This is a genomic window from Pseudonocardia hydrocarbonoxydans, assembly GCF_006539565.1.
GTDB lineage: Bacteria > Actinomycetota > Actinomycetes > Mycobacteriales > Pseudonocardiaceae > Pseudonocardia > Pseudonocardia hydrocarbonoxydans.
In genome coordinates this window covers 177,348-193,667 of the sequence record NZ_BJNG01000017.1, presented here as the reverse complement: position 1 = coordinate 193,667, position 16,320 = coordinate 177,348, and the positions used below count along the sequence as shown (strand labels likewise).

Annotated in this window: 14 protein-coding genes; 6 read left to right on the top strand and 8 right to left on the bottom strand. The window is 74.3% G+C overall.

Features of this window, described 5'->3' with window-relative positions:
- Nucleotides 1-50: 50 nt before the first annotated feature.
- Nucleotides 51-1,340 carry an MFS transporter gene (locus PHY01_RS12100; protein ID WP_141278689.1) on the bottom strand — a complete coding sequence of 430 codons (1,290 nt, stop codon included), beginning with the start codon at nt 1,338-1,340 and terminating at the stop codon, nt 51-53.
- 72 nt (nt 1,341-1,412) lie between these two features.
- Complete coding sequence (locus PHY01_RS12095; RefSeq protein ID WP_141278688.1) at nt 1,413-2,033, bottom strand: dienelactone hydrolase family protein; 621 nt, start codon at nt 2,031-2,033, stop codon at nt 1,413-1,415.
- 76 nt (nt 2,034-2,109) lie between these two features.
- Between PHY01_RS12095 and PHY01_RS12090 the strand changes: the two genes are divergently transcribed.
- A complete protein-coding gene (locus tag PHY01_RS12090) occupies nt 2,110-2,949 on the top strand; it encodes an MOSC domain-containing protein (protein ID WP_246085856.1) in 840 nt (279 codons plus the stop codon).
- On the opposite strand, the gene PHY01_RS12085 is transcribed toward PHY01_RS12090, so the two are convergent.
- From PHY01_RS12085 to PHY01_RS12065, 5 genes are all read right to left on the bottom strand, one after another.
- Nucleotides 2,925-4,229 carry an MFS transporter gene (locus tag PHY01_RS12085; protein WP_141278686.1) on the bottom strand — a complete coding sequence of 435 codons (1,305 nt, stop codon included), beginning with the start codon at nt 4,227-4,229 and terminating at the stop codon, nt 2,925-2,927. The genes PHY01_RS12090 and PHY01_RS12085 overlap by 25 nt on opposite strands.
- 55 nt (nt 4,230-4,284) lie before the next feature.
- Nucleotides 4,285-4,692 (bottom strand): VOC family protein, encoded by a 408-nt coding sequence (locus tag PHY01_RS12080; RefSeq protein WP_141278685.1) that lies wholly within the window; start codon nt 4,690-4,692, stop codon nt 4,285-4,287.
- Between the two features lie 82 nt (nt 4,693-4,774).
- The gene (locus tag PHY01_RS12075; RefSeq protein ID WP_141278771.1) at nt 4,775-6,706 is read right to left on the bottom strand and encodes an ABC transporter ATP-binding protein; all 1,932 of its coding nucleotides are present in this window, start codon (nt 6,704-6,706) and stop codon (nt 4,775-4,777) included.
- A 47-nt stretch (nt 6,707-6,753) separates the two neighbouring features.
- Nucleotides 6,754-8,487, bottom strand: a complete 1,734-nt coding sequence (locus PHY01_RS12070) for an ABC transporter ATP-binding protein (protein ID WP_141278684.1) — start codon at nt 8,485-8,487, stop codon at nt 6,754-6,756.
- On the bottom strand, nt 8,481-9,092 hold the full coding sequence (locus tag PHY01_RS12065; RefSeq protein WP_141278683.1) for a TetR/AcrR family transcriptional regulator: 612 nt from the start codon (nt 9,090-9,092) through the stop codon (nt 8,481-8,483). The genes PHY01_RS12070 and PHY01_RS12065 overlap by 7 nt, the downstream gene beginning before the upstream one ends.
- Before the next feature lie 248 nt (nt 9,093-9,340).
- Between PHY01_RS12065 and PHY01_RS12060 the strand changes: the two genes are divergently transcribed.
- From PHY01_RS12060 to dinB, 3 genes are read left to right on the top strand one after another with little or no spacing between them, the layout of a single operon-like run.
- On the top strand, nt 9,341-10,591 hold the full coding sequence (locus PHY01_RS12060) for a hypothetical protein (protein WP_141278682.1): 1,251 nt from the start codon (nt 9,341-9,343) through the stop codon (nt 10,589-10,591).
- A 34-nt stretch (nt 10,592-10,625) separates the two neighbouring features.
- Nucleotides 10,626-10,991, top strand: coding sequence for a hypothetical protein (locus PHY01_RS12055; RefSeq protein WP_141278681.1), 366 nt, complete (start codon nt 10,626-10,628; stop codon nt 10,989-10,991).
- A gap of 26 nt (nt 10,992-11,017) precedes the next feature.
- Nucleotides 11,018-12,229, top strand: a complete 1,212-nt coding sequence (gene dinB / locus PHY01_RS12050) for a DNA polymerase IV (RefSeq protein WP_141278680.1) — start codon at nt 11,018-11,020, stop codon at nt 12,227-12,229.
- 16 nt (nt 12,230-12,245) lie between these two features.
- Here the strand turns inward: dinB and PHY01_RS12045 are convergent, their stop codons facing one another.
- On the bottom strand, nt 12,246-12,656 hold the full coding sequence (locus tag PHY01_RS12045) for a PaaI family thioesterase (protein ID WP_170183776.1): 411 nt from the start codon (nt 12,654-12,656) through the stop codon (nt 12,246-12,248).
- Nucleotides 12,657-12,837: 181 nt separating this feature from the next.
- On the opposite strand from PHY01_RS12045, the gene treS reads away from it, so the two are divergent.
- The gene (gene treS / locus PHY01_RS12040) at nt 12,838-15,060 is read left to right on the top strand and encodes a maltose alpha-D-glucosyltransferase (RefSeq protein WP_141278678.1); all 2,223 of its coding nucleotides are present in this window, start codon (nt 12,838-12,840) and stop codon (nt 15,058-15,060) included.
- A 27-nt stretch (nt 15,061-15,087) separates the two neighbouring features.
- Nucleotides 15,088-16,284, top strand: a complete 1,197-nt coding sequence (locus PHY01_RS12035; RefSeq protein ID WP_218030120.1) for an MFS transporter — start codon at nt 15,088-15,090, stop codon at nt 16,282-16,284.
- The last annotated feature ends 36 nt before the right edge of the window (nt 16,285-16,320 follow it).

Here is a 16,320-nt window from a genome sequence, read left to right as displayed (position 1 = left end):
CACCGTCGCCCGGCGGACCCGGCCCGGGACGTTCGGCGCCGGGCGACGTCCTACCGCAGCACCTCCCCGCGAGTCTCCCGCATCCGCCACACCGTCACGAAGGAGACCACCGCGCCGATCGCGACGTAGACGAAGAACAGGTCGGCCGCCCCGGCCTGCCGCAGCGCCGTGATGATCAGCGGGGCGGTGCCGCCGAAGACCGCGACCGTCAGGTTGTACCAGGCACCGATGCCCAGACCGCGCAACTCGGTGGGGAACAGCTCGCTCATCACGGCGGGCGCGATCGACGTCATCGCGGTGTAGAGGCCCAGCCCGACGACGAACACCACGAGCAGGTTGCCCAGGCCCGGACCGATCAACGTCGAGAGCGGGACGATCAGCAGCGCGGTGGCGGCCGACCACACCAGCAGCTGCGGGCGGCGCCCGACCCGGTCGGCCAGCGCCCCCATCGGGTACTGCAGCACCACGAACAGCGCCGTGGCGATCGACAGCGCGAGGAACACGTCGCCGGCGTCGGCGCCCTCCTGCACCGCGTACGGCGTGAGCGCGGAGAAGAAGGTGTAGTAGCAGAGCGTGGAGAGCAGGGTGAAGCCCACGAGCTGCGCCACGGCCCGCGGGTGCTCGCGCAGCGTGGTGCGCAACGGGTGGCGCAGCGACCGGGCCTTGTCCTTGTTCTCCTCGAACTGGTCGGTCTCGGGCATCGCACGGCGCAGCCACAGCCCGATCAGGCCGAGCACTCCCCCGATCAGGAACGGGATCCGCCACCCCCAGGCGGCCAGCTGGTCCTCGGTGAGCACCGCCGTCAGCAGGGCCCCGAGCAGCGAGGCCAGCAGCACCGCGGTGCCGGTGGAGATGTAGAAGAACGAGGAGTACCGGCCGCGGCGCTCCGGCGGGGCGATCTCGGCGAGGTAGGCCGAGGCGTTGGACACCTCCCCGCCCAGCGACATGCCCTGGGCGACCCGCGCGAGCAGCAGCAGGACCGGCGCCAGCCAGCCCACGGCGTCGTAGGTGGGCAGGACGCCGATGACGAACGACCCGCCCGCCATGAGCAGGATCGTCACCAGCATCGCGGTCCGCCTGCCGCGCAGGTCGGCGAAGCGGCCGAGCAGCACGCCGCCGAGCGGGCGGAAGAAGAACGCCAGCGCGTAGGTCGCCAGCGCGCCGATCAGCGCGAGGGCCGGGTCGGCCGGGTCGAAGATCTGCGTCGCGAAGTAGATGCTGAACGTCGCGTAGATCGTCCAGTCGTACCACTCGATGGCGTTGCCGACCGACGCCGCGACGAGCGTCCGGACGGGAAGTCGGTGCGGCGCCCCGACGGGCGCGACGGAGCGGTCGGACACGGTTCCCCCCGGGATCGACGTCCCCGCGAGGCTAGGTGCCCCGGCCCGCCCCGGCACCCGCTGGCGCTCCCGTCACCGGGCGGGCGGCGCCAGGTACGTGCCGAACCAGGCGAGGATCCGGCGCCACGCGTCGTCGGCCGAGGGCTGGTGCGGGCCGATCCCGACGACCTTCATCACCGACGCGAGCGGCCCCTCGACGGTGCTGAGGAAGGAGTGCCCGGCCCCCGGGTACTCCGTGACGTCGTGGACGACGCCGAGCTCGGTGAGCAGGTCCTCCAGCGTGGCGGCCGCCCCGCGCAGGGAGAGGTCGGACCCGCCGTAGCCGGCGACGACCGGGCAGGCGCCGGCCAGGATCTCCCGGGCGTCACGCGGCAACCGGCCGGTGCAGTCGGGCCGGGCCGCCAGCCAGGTGCGGGTGGCCTCGATGTCGCCGAAGACCGGGCCCCGCCCCGCCAGCATCGCGGAGAAGGTGGACCGCAGGCAGCGCACCCCGCCCGCGCTGAACAGGTTCGGGGCGACCGCGAGGTAGCCGGCCGCGGCGAGCCGGTCGGCCTGGGCGCGGGTGTCGGCGTTGAGCCCGAACGCCTCGTGGAGCACGACCACACCGGGCCACGGTCCGGCGCCGTCCGGCACCGCGATGTGGGCGTCGAGGGAGCGGACCGTGGTGGCGCCGGGAATCGTCGTCGCAGGCACGGGCGGGAGGGTACCCCCGGGCGGGGTGGACGGGACCGAGGTTGCACCGCCCGCCGGATGCACCGAGGCTGCCCGGGTGCCCCTCTCGCTCACCGCCGTCCGCCGCTACCCGGTCAAGTCGTGCCGCGGGCACGACGTCGACTCGGCCGTCGTCGAGCCGTGGGGCCTCGCCGGCGACCGGCGCTGGGCCCTGGTCGACGACGACGGGGTCGCCGTCACCGCCCGCCGGCACCCCCGGATGGTGCTGATCACCCCGGAACCGGCCGACGACGGGCTGCTCCTGCGGGCGCCCGGCGCGGAGCCGCTGGCGGTGCCGGTCCCCGGGCCCGGACCGCTGACCGACGTCCGGGTCTTCTCCGACACGGTGGGCGCCGTCGCCGCGGCACCCGCGGCCCACGCCTGGTTCGGCGAGGTGCTCGGCGCGCCGGTGCGGCTGATGTACCTCGACGACCCGCGGCGCCGCCCCGTCGACCCGGCCCACGGGCGCGACACCGACGTGGTGTCCTTCGCCGACGGCTACCCGCTGCTGCTCACCACGCAGGAGTCCCTCGCCGACCTCGACGCCCGGACCGGCGGCGCGGCGCCGCTGTCGATGACCCGCTTCCGCCCCAACCTGGTGATCGCCGGGGCGCCGGCGTGGGCGGAGGACGGCTGGCGGCGCGTCCGCGTCGGCGACGCGACGTTCCGGGTCGTGAAGGCGTGCGACCGCTGCGTGCTCACCGCCGTCGACCCGGAGACCGCCGAGACGGGACCGGAGCCGCTGCGGACCCTGGCCCGGCACCGCCGGTGGGACGGGAAGGTGTGGTTCGGGACGAACCTGGTGCCCGACACGCCCGGGGCGGTGCTGCGGGTGGGGGACGCGGTCGAGGTCCTCGAGACCGGGCCGGTCGCTCAGCCGACCGGGACGCCCAGGTAGCGGTCGGACAGGGCCCGGTACTGCCGCGTGCGGAACGCGAGCAGGGTGAGCACCAGCCCGACCAGACCGGTCAGCACGAACACCAGCGCGATGCCGCGGTCGGGACCCGTGCCGAACCAGCCGCCGATCAGCTCGACGCCCGCACCGGTCGTCATGAACGGGATGACGACGAACTGCGCGACCGGGCTGATCAGGAACGCGGTGAGCGGCGACGCGGCCTGCTCGACGCTCTGCGCGAACCCGAACACCCGCCCCTGCCGCTCGTACGGCACGACCTTCTGCAGCACCGTCTGCTCGGAGGCCTCGATGAACGGGATCACGCAGAGGTACAGGAACATGCCGACCCCCAGCACGACGATCGACCGGTGCAGCGTGAAGGTGGTGGCCAGCAGCCACAGCGCGACGTTGGCGACGAGCAGCGAGCGCAGCGGGTTCGCCCCGAGCCCGCGCCGGGCGACGACCAGCCCGCCGATGATGAAGCCGCTCGACAGCACGCCCCACAGCAGCCCCCACTCCTGCACCGTGACCAGCGACAGCCCGTAGGCGTCGAGCAGCGCCATGTAGACACCGCCGAGGAGGTTGTTGATCGTGCTGAACCCGATCAGCGCGAACAGGCCGGGCACGGCCGCGACCACGGCGAGCGTGCCGCGCAGGTCGACCCGCCCGGCGTCGGCGGCGGCCGGGGCGGGCCGGTCCCCCGGCACCCGGACCATCAGCAGGTGCGCGATCGACCCGCCCATGACGACGAGCGAGAGCACCAGCACGTGGAACATCCCCGACAGCCCCACCAGCAGCCCGCTGATCACCGACGTGACCAGGAACGACACGCCCGACACCGTGCCGACCAGCCCGTTCGCCCGGTCCCGCTCGTCGGCGGGGATCAGCAGCGTCACCGCGGTGGACAGCGCGATCCCCCGCAGGTTGCCGACGATCACCCCGCCCATCAGCAGCAGCACGAACCCCCACAGCAGCGGGCTCGCCGGGTCGGTGAACACACGCTCGTCGGTCACCAGGTAGAGGGCGAACGCCGCGGTGTACAGCCCGATCGCCACCGCGTTGGACGCGATCATCACCGTCCGCCTGGGGTGGTGGTCGACGATGCTGCCGAACCAGATCCCGGACAGCGACGTCAGCACCAGGAACAGCCCCGCGATCACGCCGGTCGCGAACACCGACCGCGTCTGCAGGTAGACGTAGAAGGTGATCGCGAACCACACGATGAAGTGGGTGACCGACACGAACAGGGTGTCGGCGAGCAGGTGCCGGAAGACGGTGCGCATGCCACTGGGACGGCCCGAGCGCCGGAAAGTCATCGGCGCGGACGCGGGCGGGCATTCAGTCCTTCGGGAGGAGGACCTCACCCTCCAGCCCGTCCGGGTCGCGGAAGAACAGGCTCAGCGCGCCGCCGAAGTCGTTGACGTGCCCGTCGCTCGCCCCGGCCTCCACCAGCCGCCGCCGGATCTCCTCGAACGCCGCCGGGTCGGCCGCGCCCAGCCCGACGTGGTCGATCCGGCCGCGGCCCCACATCGGGGTCTGCCGGTCGGGCTCGGTGTTGCCCTCGATCGTCACGATGTTCAGCTCGGTGCGCGGGCCGATGCGGATGATCGTCATCGTCTCGCCGGGCTCGTCGCCGTGCGGGCGGGTCGGCCCCACCTCGGCGTCGAACACCGCGGCGTAGAACGCGCCCAGCCGGGCGACGTCCTTGGAGATCCAGGCGATGTGGTTGACCCCGTCGAGCAGCATGACCGTCCTCCCGTGGTGGAGGGCTGAGCGTATGACGCGGCCGCGGACCGCGCCCGGGTGTGCCGCGGGGCGGGCGGGGGGGTCAGTTGCCCGTGGCCGCCGCTGCGAACTGGGCGTTGTAGAGGCGGCAGTACGCCCCGCGGGCCGCCAGCAGCTCCTCGTGTGTGCCCTGCTCCACGATCGCGCCGGCCTCCATCACCAGGATCAGGTCGGCGTCGCGGATCGTGGACAGGCGGTGGGCGATGACGAAGCTCGTGCGGTCGCTGCGCAGCGCGGCCATGGCCCGCTGCACCAGCACCTCGGTGCGGGTGTCGACGGAGCTGGTGGCCTCGTCCAGGATCAGCAGCGACGGGTCGGCCAGGAACGCCCGCGCGATCGTGATCAGCTGCTTCTCCCCCGCGCTGACGTTGGAGCCCTCCTCGTCGATGACGGTGTCGTAGCCCTCGGGCAGCGAGCGGACGAACCGGTCGACGTAGGTGGCCTCCGCCGCCGCGAGCAGCTGCTCCGGGGTGGCGTCGGGGTTGCCGTAGGCGATGTTGTCGCGGATCGTGCCGCCGAACAGCCAGGTGTCCTGCAGCACCATCCCGATGCCCGAGCGCAGGTCGGCGCGCTCCATCGCGGCGATGTCGACGCCGTCGAGGGTGATCCGGCCGCCGTCGAGCTCGTAGAACCGCAGGATCAGGTTGACCAGCGTGGTCTTGCCCGCGCCGGTCGGTCCCACGATCGCGACGGTCTGGCCGGGCTCGGCGACCAGCGACAGGTCCTCGATCAGCGGGGTGTCGGGCAGGTACCGGAAGGCGACGTGCTCGAACTCCACCCGGCCGCGGCGCTGCGTCCGCCGGGCGGGCACGGCGGGGTCGGGGGTCTGCTCCTCGGCGTCGAGCAGCTCGAAGACCCGCTCGGCCGACGCGACGCCCGACTGCAGCACGTTCGCCATCGACGCCGCCTGCGTCAGCGGCTGGGTGAACTGGCGCGAGTACTGGATGAACGCCTGCACGTCGCCCAGGCTCAGCGACCCCGAGGCCACCCGCAGCCCCCCGATGACGGCGACGACGACGTAGTTGAGGTTCCCGACGAACATCATCGTCGGCATGATGATCCCGCTGATGAACTGGGCGCGGAAGCTCGCGCCGAACAGCTCGGCGTTGCGCTCGGCGAACTCCCGCTCGGTCTGGGCGCGGCGGCCGAACACCCGCACCAGCTCGTGTCCGGTGAACGACTCCTCGATCAGCCCGTTGAGCCGCCCGGTGTGCCGCCACTGCGCCACGAACTGCGGCTGCGAGCGCGAGGTGATCGCCTTCGTCAGCCACAGGGTGAGCGGGATGGTGACGAGCGCGATCAGCGTCAGCAGCGGCGAGACCACGAACATCATCACCAGCACGCCCAGGATCGTCAGCAGCGAGGTGAGCAGCTGGCTCAGCGTCTGCTGGAGGCTGGTCTGGACGTTGTCGATGTCGTTGGTGACGCGGCTGAGCACCTCGCCGCGCTGGCGGGTGTCGAAGTACCGCAGCGGCAGCCGGTTGATCTTGTCCTCGACGTCGCGGCGCAGGACGAACACGGTGCGCGCGGCGATGCCGTTGAGCAGGTAGCCCTGCCCGTAGCCGAACACCGACGCGGCCAGGTACAGCGCGATGACGCCGAGCAGGACAATGGACAGCGCCGGGAAGTCGATCCCGGCGCCGGGCACCACGTCCTGGGCGACGATCAGGTTCGCGATCGTGTCGTCACCCGCCGCGCGGGCCGCCTGCTCCGCCTGCTCGGCGGAGAGCCCGGCCGGCAGCCCCCGCCCCACCACCCCCGCGAAGATGACGTCGGTGGCCACGCCGAGCAGGTAGGGCCCGATCACGTTGAGCGTCACGCTGACGACGCCCAGCACCAGCACCGCCACCACGCCGAGACGCTCGGGGGCCAGCCGGGCGGCCAGGCGACGCAGCGAGGGCCAGAAGTCCGAGGCCTTCTCCGCGGGCTGCCCCATCCCGCCCCACGGCGGCCCGCCGCGGCGCTCCGCGGCCATGCCGCGGGCGGCCTCGACGGTGTCGCGGTCCTGCTTGGCCGGCGCGCTCACGCCCCCACCTCCGCACTGAGCTGGGACTCCACGATCTCGACGTAGGTGGGGCAGGTCTCCAGCAGCTCCTCGTGGCGGCCCATGCCGACCACCGCCCCGTCCTCCAGGACGACGATCCGGTCGGCGCCGGAGATCGTCGACACCCGCTGGGCGACGATCACCACGGTCGCCGTGGCCGTGACCGGCGCCAGCGCGGCGCGCAACCGGGCGTCGGTGGCGAGGTCGAGGGCGGAGAACGAGTCGTCGAACAGGTAGATCTCGGGCTTGCGGACCAGCGCGCGGGCGATGGCCAGGCGCTGGCGCTGCCCGCCGGAGACGTTGGTGCCGCCCTGGCTGATCGGGGCGTCGAGCCCGCCCTCCATCGCGCGCACGAAGTCGGCGGCCTGGGCGATCTCCAGCGCGGCCCACAGCGCGTCGTCGGAGGCGTCGGGGTCGCCGTAGCGCAGGTTGGTCGCCACCGTGCCGGAGAACAGGAACGGGCGCTGCGGCACCAGCCCGATCCGCCGCCACAGCACCTCGGGGTCGAGCTCGCGGACGTCCACACCGTCGACGCGGACCGCGCCCGCCGTCGCGTCGAACAGCCGCGGCACCATCGACAGCAGGGTGGTCTTGCCCGCACCGGTGCTGCCGATGATCGCCGTGGTCCCCCCGGGCCGGGCGGTGAAGGAGACCTCGCGCAGCACCGGTGCCGCGGCGCCGGGGTAGGTGAAGCCGGCGCGGTCGAACTCCAGGAGGCCGTCGGAACGGGCCGGGGCGGTCGGCCGTGCCGGCGGGGCCACGGAGGACTCGGTGTCGAGCACCTCGCCGATCCGGTCGGCGCACACCGCGGCGCGCGGGATCATGATCGCCATGAACGTGGCCATCATGACGGCCATCAGGATCTGCAGCAGGTACTGCAGGAACGCCGTCAGCGCCCCGATCTGCATCTGCCCGGCCCCGATCCGCTCGGCGCCGAACCACAGCACCGCCACGCTGGAGACGTTGAGCAGCAGCATCACCACCGGGAAGATCAGCGCCTGGAGCCGGCCCGCCCGGATCGCCACCTCGGTGACCCCGGTGTTCGCCTCGCCGAACCGCTCGGTCTCCAGCGGCTCGCGGACGAACGCCCGCACCACCCGGATGCCGGTGATCTGCTCGCGCAGCACGCGGTTGACGGCGTCGATGCGCACCTGCATCAGCCGGAACTGCGGCACCATGCGCACGATGATCAGCCCGATCGCGACGACCAGCGCCGGCACGCTGACGGCGACGAGCCAGGACAGCCCGACGTCCTCCCGCAGCGCGAAGACGATCCCGCCGACGCACATGATCGGCGCGGAGACCAGCATCGTGCAGGACAGCAGCACGAGCATCTGCACCTGCTGCACGTCGTTCGTGCTCCGCGTGATCAGCGACGGCGCGCCGAAACGGTTGACCTCGCGGGCGGAGAACCCCCCGACCCGGTGGAACACCGCGGCCCGGACGTCGGCGCCGAAACCCATCGCGGTGCGCGCGCCGAACCAGACCGCGCCGACCGAGCAGGCCACCTGGGCGAGCGTGACCAGCAGCATCCAGCCGCCGGTGCCCAGGATGTAGCCGGTGTCGCCGCGGGCGATGCCCAGGTCGATGATGTCGGCGTTGAGGCTGGGCAGGTACAGCGCCGCCACCGTGCCGACGAGCTGCAGCGCCACCACCGCCAGCAGCGGGCGGGAGTAGGGGCGCAGGTACCCGCGCAGGAGGCGGATCAACATGGGGGGTTCCCGGGGTGAGAGAGGCCGTCGAGCAGGGTCGTGACGATCTGCTCGGCGCCCAGCGGCGACCCGTCGCAGATCCGGGGGTGGGTGCCGGAGAACACCAGCAGCCGCAGCACGTGCGCCAGCTCCTGCGGCGGGACGCGCAGGCTCGCGGCGTCGGGACCGACGAGGTCGGCGAGCGCGGCGCGGAACGCGTCGTTCATCGAGGTGTGCTCGGGGTGCCCGCAGCGCTCGCCGTCGTCGGGCGGGCGGTGCATGCCGAGCGCGTCCAGCAGCCCGAACACCCCGGTGAGGCGGCTCTGCAGGATCTCCACGGCGGCGACCAGGCGGGCCCGCAGGGGCAGTGACCGGTCGACGGCCGCGAGCTCGCGCAGCGTCGCCCCGGGGTCGAGCGCGGCCGCGGTGACCGCGCGCATCAGGGCCTCCTTGTGCGGGAAGACGCTGAAGATCGTGCCCTCGGCGACGCCCGCGGCCTCGGCGATCCGGCGGGTGCTGACCGTGGCCCCGTGCCGCAGCACCAGCGGCAGCGTCGCCTCGACGAGCGCGGCGCGGCGCGCGTCGGGGGCGAGGCGGCGGGCGCGGCCGCTGCGGGGGGAGTTCACGTCGCGACGCTATCTGAGCGAGCACTCAGTAAACAACGGAATTGCCCGGGCTGCGCCGGACGCGGGAACCCCACGCGGCATCCGGCCCATCGGTACGCCGAGCGGCTCGGAACACACGCTGAGTGGTTCATTCCGCTGTTCGGGTGATGCGCGGTGAACGGGCGAACAACAACTAGCGACCGGACGGTTACCGCGCGACGATAATCGCCCCCGATACCCCACCTGTTCACCCGGAAGGTCACCCGACCGTGGACGCACTGCTCGTCGACGACGTCGTGCCCCAGGACGTCGCCGTGCCCCAGGACCGAGGGCGGTCTCCCCACCCCGTCAGCGTCGCCGATCTGCTGTGCCGGTACGCGACGGCGCCCGCCGCCGCGGCGCTCCCGCCGGTCGACCCGCCCGCCGAGCCGGTGCCGGTGTCGGCGCTGCTGCGCCGCGAGGGCCGGGCCCGGCGGGCGCTGGACCGCCCCCTGGTGCCCCGCGGCCACTCGCGGCCCGCGCCGGACCCGGCCTCCGCCGAGCCTCCCCGCCGCACCCTCCGCCGGGCCGGCGTCATGGCCGGTGCCCTGTTCGCCGTGGGGGCGGTGTTCGGTGCCACGTCGCTGGAGGAGGCGCTGCGACTCCCGGCCCCGGAGGCCGACGCCGCCGAGCGCGGCTCCGCGGGCATCGGCGACGAGGTCACCGGCGTCGTACCGGCGCCGGGGGTCACCCTGGCGTCGGGCGCCCTGCCCTTCGACCCGGCCCTGCCCTTCGACCCGGCCCGACCCTTCGACCCGGCCCTGTCCTCCGCAGCGACCGCGCCCGTCGACGGCGCCGTCATCGGGCGCGCCGTGCTCGGCCCCGGACCGGCCGCGATCCCTCCCCCGCCCACCGGCGGGCCGGTCACGGCCCCCGGACCCGGCCCGGTGGTCGCCGCCCCGGCGGGACCGGGCGCCGGCGGCCCCGGCGACCCGGGCGGCGCCCCCGGCCCGGGGGCGCCCGCCGGACCCGGGGCACCCGTGGTGGCCGTCCCGCTCCCGGACCTCGGCACCCCGCCGGTCCAGGTGCCCGGCGCCGCCCTGCCGACCCCCCTCGGCCCGGTCGCCACCCCGCCGGTCGCGATCGACGAGGGCGGCCTGACCACCCCCGACCTGGGCCTGGTCGTCGACGGCGACGGGCTCGGCGTCGTCGCGGGCGACACCGCGCTGGCCACCCCGGACGCCCGCGTCGGCCCCCTGCGGGCGGGGCCGGTCGGGCTGGGCGAGGCGGCCGCGACGCTGCCCGACCTCACCGTCGAGGACGCGGAGATCCTGCGGGTGGGTCCCGAGCCCGAGGTCACGATCCCGGCCGTCACGCTGTCGGCCACCGAGATCGACACGCCCGCCCTGCACGTCGGCGACGCGGAGATCGACCTGCCCGAGGTCTCGCTGCCCGAGGTCTCGACGGCGGAGGTGCCGGTCGTGGGGACGGTCACGGGGCTGCTCGGCGGTGGACCGACCGGCGGTGGTCTGCTCGGCTGACGGCCCTGTTCGGGGTGATGGCAGGGTGGCGGCCATGAGCCGCCAGGACACCGCCGCCACCGCACTCGCCGCGCTCCGGACCGGGATCGGGGTGGGGGCCTGGGTCGCGCCCTCGCCGGCCGCCCGGATGTTCGGCCTGCGTGTCGACGGCAACACCGAGGCCGTCCTGATGGCGCGGCTGTTCGCCGTCCGTGACGTCGCGCTGGCGTACGCGACCCTCGGCACGACCGGCCCCGCCCGGCGGACGGTGCTGCACGCCGGCATCGCCTGCGACGTGCTCGACGCCGCGGCGGCCCTGCTCGCCGCACGGCGCGGCGGCATCCCGCGGGGCTCGGCCGCGCTGGTCGCCGCCGTCGCGCTGGCAGCCGCCGCGACGGGGGCGGTCGCGGCACGCCCCTAGGAACTGTCGGGGGTCGGTGCGAACATCTGTTCGTGCCCACCGACGACGACACGGCGACGATCCTGCACGCCGACCTCGACGCGTTCTACGCGTCGGTGGAGCAGCGCGACGACCGGCGCCTGCGCGGGCGGCCGGTCATCGTCGGCGGCGGGGTGGTGCTGGCCTGCAGCTACGAGGCCAAGGCGCGCGGGGTGCGCACGGCGATGAACGGCCGCCAGGCCCGCGCGCTGTGCCCCCGGGCGATCGTCGTGCCGCCGCGGATGGCCGCCTACTCGCAGGCCAGCAAGGACGTGTTCGCCGTGTTCCGCGACACGACCCCGCTGGTGGAGGGCATCTCGATCGACGAGGCGTTCCTGGAGGTCGGGGGGCTGCGCCGGATCGCGGGCACCCCCGTCGAGATCGCGGCGCGGCTGCGCGAGCGGGTGGCGCGGGAGGTGGGGCTGCCGATCACGGTGGGGGTGGCGCGCACGAAGTTCCTGGCCAAGGTGGCCAGCGGGGTGGCCAAGCCCGACGGGCTGCTCCGGGTGGCGCCCGAGGCCGAACTGGAGTTCCTGCACCCGCTGCCGGTGCGGCGGCTGTGGGGGGTCGGGGCCGTCACCAGCGAGAAGCTGCACGCGCTGGGCATCCGCACGGTCGGCGAGGTGGCCGCGGTCGGCGAGGCCGCGCTGGTCTCGTTCCTGGGCCGGGCCGGCGGGCGGCACCTGCACGCCCTGGCCCACAACCGCGACCCGCGCCCCGTCCGGGCCACCGAGCGGCGGCGCTCGATCGGCTCCCAGCAGGCGCTGGGGCGGCGGCCCCGCAGCGACGACGAGCTCGACGCGCTGCTGGCCGGCACGCTCGACCGGCTGGGGCGGCGGCTGCGCGACGGCCACCGCGTCTGCCGCACGGTCGTGCTGCGGCTGCGCTTCGGCGACTTCACCCGGGCCACCCGGTCGCACACCCTGCCCGAGGCCACCGCACACACCGCCACGCTCCTGGCCGCGTGCCGCGACCTGCTCGGGGCGGCCACGCCGACGATCCACGAGCGCGGGCTCACCCTGCTCGGCGTCTCGCTGGCCAACCTGGCCGACGACGACGCCGTCCAGCTCGCCCTGCCGTTCGACCGGGCCGCCGGGGCGGCGCTGGACAGCACCCTCGACGAGCTCCGCGCCCGTTTCGGCGCCCGGTCGGTCACCCGCGGCACGCTGCTGCACACCCGCGCCCCGCTGGAGGTCCCGCTGCTCCCGGACGACCCGTGACCGGGTCCGGGCCCGGTCAGCCGAGGTCGACCACCGACTTGGTGATCTGCGCGCGGGCGACGAGCCGGTTGCCGACCACCGCCGTCGCCGTCACGAAGCCGAGGCGCCGTGTGCGACGTTCCACGGCGGCCGTCACCGTCACCTCCTCGCCGGCGCGCCCGGGGCTGAGGATCTGCGTGGAGACGTGGTGGGTCACGGCGTGCTCGGCGGCGTCGAGGTGCGGGAGCAGGGCGAGGAAGCCGGTGAGCTCCATGATCGAGCCCAGGGCCCCCGCGTGCAGGGTGCCACCCGGGTTGAGGGCCAGGCCCGACACCGGGAACACCACGCCCGCCGCCGGGTCGGCCGGGTCCAGCGCCCGGGCCTCCAGCGCCACCTGCAGCGGGATGGCGAGCGCCGCGGCGGCCCGCTCGGCGAGGGAGTCGGTCACGCCCGCAGCGTGCCATCCGCGGCCCGACCACGCCGCGTGACCGCCGAGGTTCGTCCGTCCGGCCGCACACCCCGCGGGAGGCCGCATTCGTTCCCCACCGGGGGTGTGGCCAACCCCGCCACCGCACCCGGCCTCCACTACCGTCGGGTCGAACTTGCGCCGCGATCCGCACGGAGAGTCGATGTCAGACGAGCAGTCCCACGAGCCGAGCGAGATCACCTACGCGGAGCACTTCCATCCGGCGCGGCCGCGCAGCCTGCGTCACCGCGCGAAGGTCAAGGCGCCGTTCGCGCGCCGGTCCGTGGCCAAGGACGGCAAGCCGTCGGGCACCAACCCGGCGTACGTGTCGTGGCTGCTGAGCCAGTCCATGCTGGCCGACGCCAACGAGATCAGCCGCCAGTTCTCCGGCCAGGGCACGATGTGGCAGAACCCGTTCGCCAACCCCGGCCCGCGCCAGGCCGTGGAGACGGCGTCGGTGTGGTTCACCGCCTACCCGATCTCGTTCATCACCCGCCCCGGCGAGTCCTTCCTGGCCGCGCTGGCCGACGAGCAGCTGTGGGACGCGTTCGCCCGCATCGGCATCGAGGCGGTGCACACCGGGCCGGTCAAGCGCGCGGGCGGGCTGTCGGGCTGGCAGGCCACCCCCAGCGTCGACGGGCACTTCGACCGGATGAGCACCGAGATCGACCCGGCGTTCGGCACCGAGGCGGAGTTCCGCGCGATGTGCGGCATGGCCACCTGGTCCGGGGGCACGATCATCGACGACATCGTCCCCGGCCACACCGGCAAGGGCGCCGACTTCCGGCTCGCCGAGCTGAAGTACGGCGACTACCCCGGCATCTACCACATGATCGAGATCGAGCCGGAGGACTGGAACCTGCTGCCCGATGTCCCCGCCGGCCGCGACTCGGTGAACATCGACCCGGCCACCGAGGAGCAGCTGGAGAAGGCCGGCTACATCATCGGCCGGCTGCAGCGGGTGATCTTCTACGCCGAGGGCGTGAAGGAGACGAACTGGAGCGCCACCAAGGCCGTCGAGGGCGTCGACGGCGTGGAGCGGCGCTGGGTCTACCTGCACTACTTCAAGGAGGGCCAGCCCTCGATCAACTGGCTGGACCCGAGCTTCGCGGGCATGCGCCTGGTCATCGGCGACGCCCTGCACTCGCTCACCGACCTCGGCGCGGGCGCACTGCGCCTGGACGCCAACGGCTTCCTCGGGGTCGAGAAGTCGACCGAGGGGCTGCCGGCGTGGTCGGAGGGCCATCCCCTCTCGCAGGCGGCCAACCACCTCATCGGCTCCATGGTCCGCAAGCTCGGCGGGTTCACCTTCCAGGAGCTCAACCTCACGATCGACGACATCCGCGTCACCGCCGAGGCGGGCGCGGACCTGTCCTACGACTTCGTCAACCGGCCCGCCTACCACCACGCGCTGGCCACCGGCGACACCGAGTTCCTGCGCCTGACGCTGCGCACGTCGCTGGAGCTGGGCGTCGACCCGGCGTCGCTGGTGCACGCCCTGCAGAACCACGACGAGCTCACCTACGAGCTGGTGCACTGGGCCACCGGGCACCGCGACGACCTCTACACCTACCGGGGCGCGGAGATCACCGGCGGCGAGCTGGCCGAGAGCGTGCGCCGCGACCTGTGCGAGCACCTCACCGGCCCGGACGCGCCCTACAACCTCATCTTCACGACCAACGGCATCGCCTGCACCACGGCCACCGTCATCGCGGCGACGCTGGGGATCACCGACCTCGACGACATCGGGGAGGCCGACACCGCGCGGATCATGCGCGTGCACCTGCTGCTCGCGATGTTCAACGCCCTGCAGCCCGGGGTGTTCGCCCTGTCGGGCTGGGACCTGGGCGGCATGCTCACGCTGGCCCCCGACCAGGTCGCCGAGCTGCTCGAACACGGCGACACCCGCTGGATCCACCGCGCGGCGCACGACCTGATGGGGGCCAACCCCGGGGCCCGCACGTCGTCGTCGGGGCTGCCGCGCGGGCGCAGCCTCTACGGCCCGATCCCCGACCAGCTCGACGACGAGGCCAGCTTCGTCCGCCAGCTCCAGGCGATCCTGGCCGTGCGCACCCGCCACGGCATCGCCACCGCGCAGCAGGTCGACGTCCCGGACGTCTCGCACCGCGGGCTGCTCGTGCTGGTGCACCAGCTCGCCGACCCCGACCGGCTGCACCTGACGGTGCTCAACTTCTCGGGCGAGCCGGTCACCGGCACCGTGCGTTCCGAGTACCTGACGCCGGGCGCGCAGGTGTCGGACATGTTCACCGACCGCCCGCTGGGCACCGTCGACGACCTGCACGCGTTCTCCGTCGACATGGAGCCGCACCAGGGGCACTCGCTGCTGGTGCAGCGCGGTGGAACTGCTCACCCCGACGTGACCTGAGGGCCGCGCGCGACGAGCATGGAGGCGGTGTCCCTCGCCCCGGCCGCTCCCCCCGTCACCCGCAGGGGCACCGCGCTCCTGGTGCTCGCCCTGGTCGCCGTGGCGCTCAACCTGCGCGGACCGATCGTGGCGATCACCCCGGTGCTCGACACCGTCGGCGCCGACCTGGCCATCGGCGCCGCCACCGCGGGCCTGGTCACCGGCCTGCCGGTGCTGTGCTTCGCACTGGCCACGCCGCTGGCGTCGCTGCTGCTGGCCCGGGCCGGGCTGGAGCGCGGGGTGCTCATCGCGCTCGGGGCGCTGCTGGTCGGCACCCTGGTGCGGTCCGCGGGCGGGCTGGAGGCGGTGGTCGTGGGCACGATCGTCATCGGGATCGCGATCACCGTGGGCAATGTGGCCGTGCCGGTCGTGGTCGGGCGCGACGTCGACCCGCGCCGGGCCGGCCTGGTGCTCGGCGGGTATACCGCGGCGCTCAACGTCGGCTCGATGATCACCCTGTCGTTCACCGTGCCGCTGACGGCGGCGCTGGGCTGGCGGGCCGCGCTGGCGGTGTGGGGCGGGCTGGCCGTCGTGGCGGCGGGCGTCTGGTGGCTGGGCACGCGCGGCAGCGCCCGGCGTGCGGCCGCCGCGGGCCCACCGGACGAGGGCACCGACGGCGGCCCGGTGTGGTGGCGGCGCCCGGTCGTCTGGGCACTGACGATCGGCTTCGGCGGCCAGGCGTTCTCCTACTACGGCGTCACGACCTGGCTGCCGCTGCTGCTGCACGACGAGCTGGGCATGGACCCGGCGGCCGCGGGCGTCAGCGCGTCGGTGTTCCAGGTCGCCGCGGTGGCCGGGGCGTTCGGCGTGCCGGTGCTGCTGCGGCTGTTCCCCGGCCCGCTCCCGGCGCTGCTGGCCGTGTGTGCGTGCTGGGCGGCGCTGCCGCTGGGGCTGCTGCTCGCCCCGGCGCTGTGGCCGGTCTGGTGCGCGCTGGGCGGCGTCGCGCAGGGCGGCGGGTTCACCGTGGTCTTCGCGATGGTCGTGCGGGCGGCGCGCGGGCCGGCCGAGGCCCGCCGGATGTCGGCGCTGGTGCAGGGCGGCGGGTACCTGGTGGCGGCCACCGGGCCGGCCGTCGTCGGGGCCGTGCACGAGGCGACCGCCACCTGGACCGCGCCGCTGCTGGTGGTGCTCGGCGCCGTCGCCGTGCTGACGGTCGCGGGATCGGCGGCCGCGCGAGCGTCCTGACCCGGGCGGGTCCGGATGGCGTCCCGATCCCGGGAG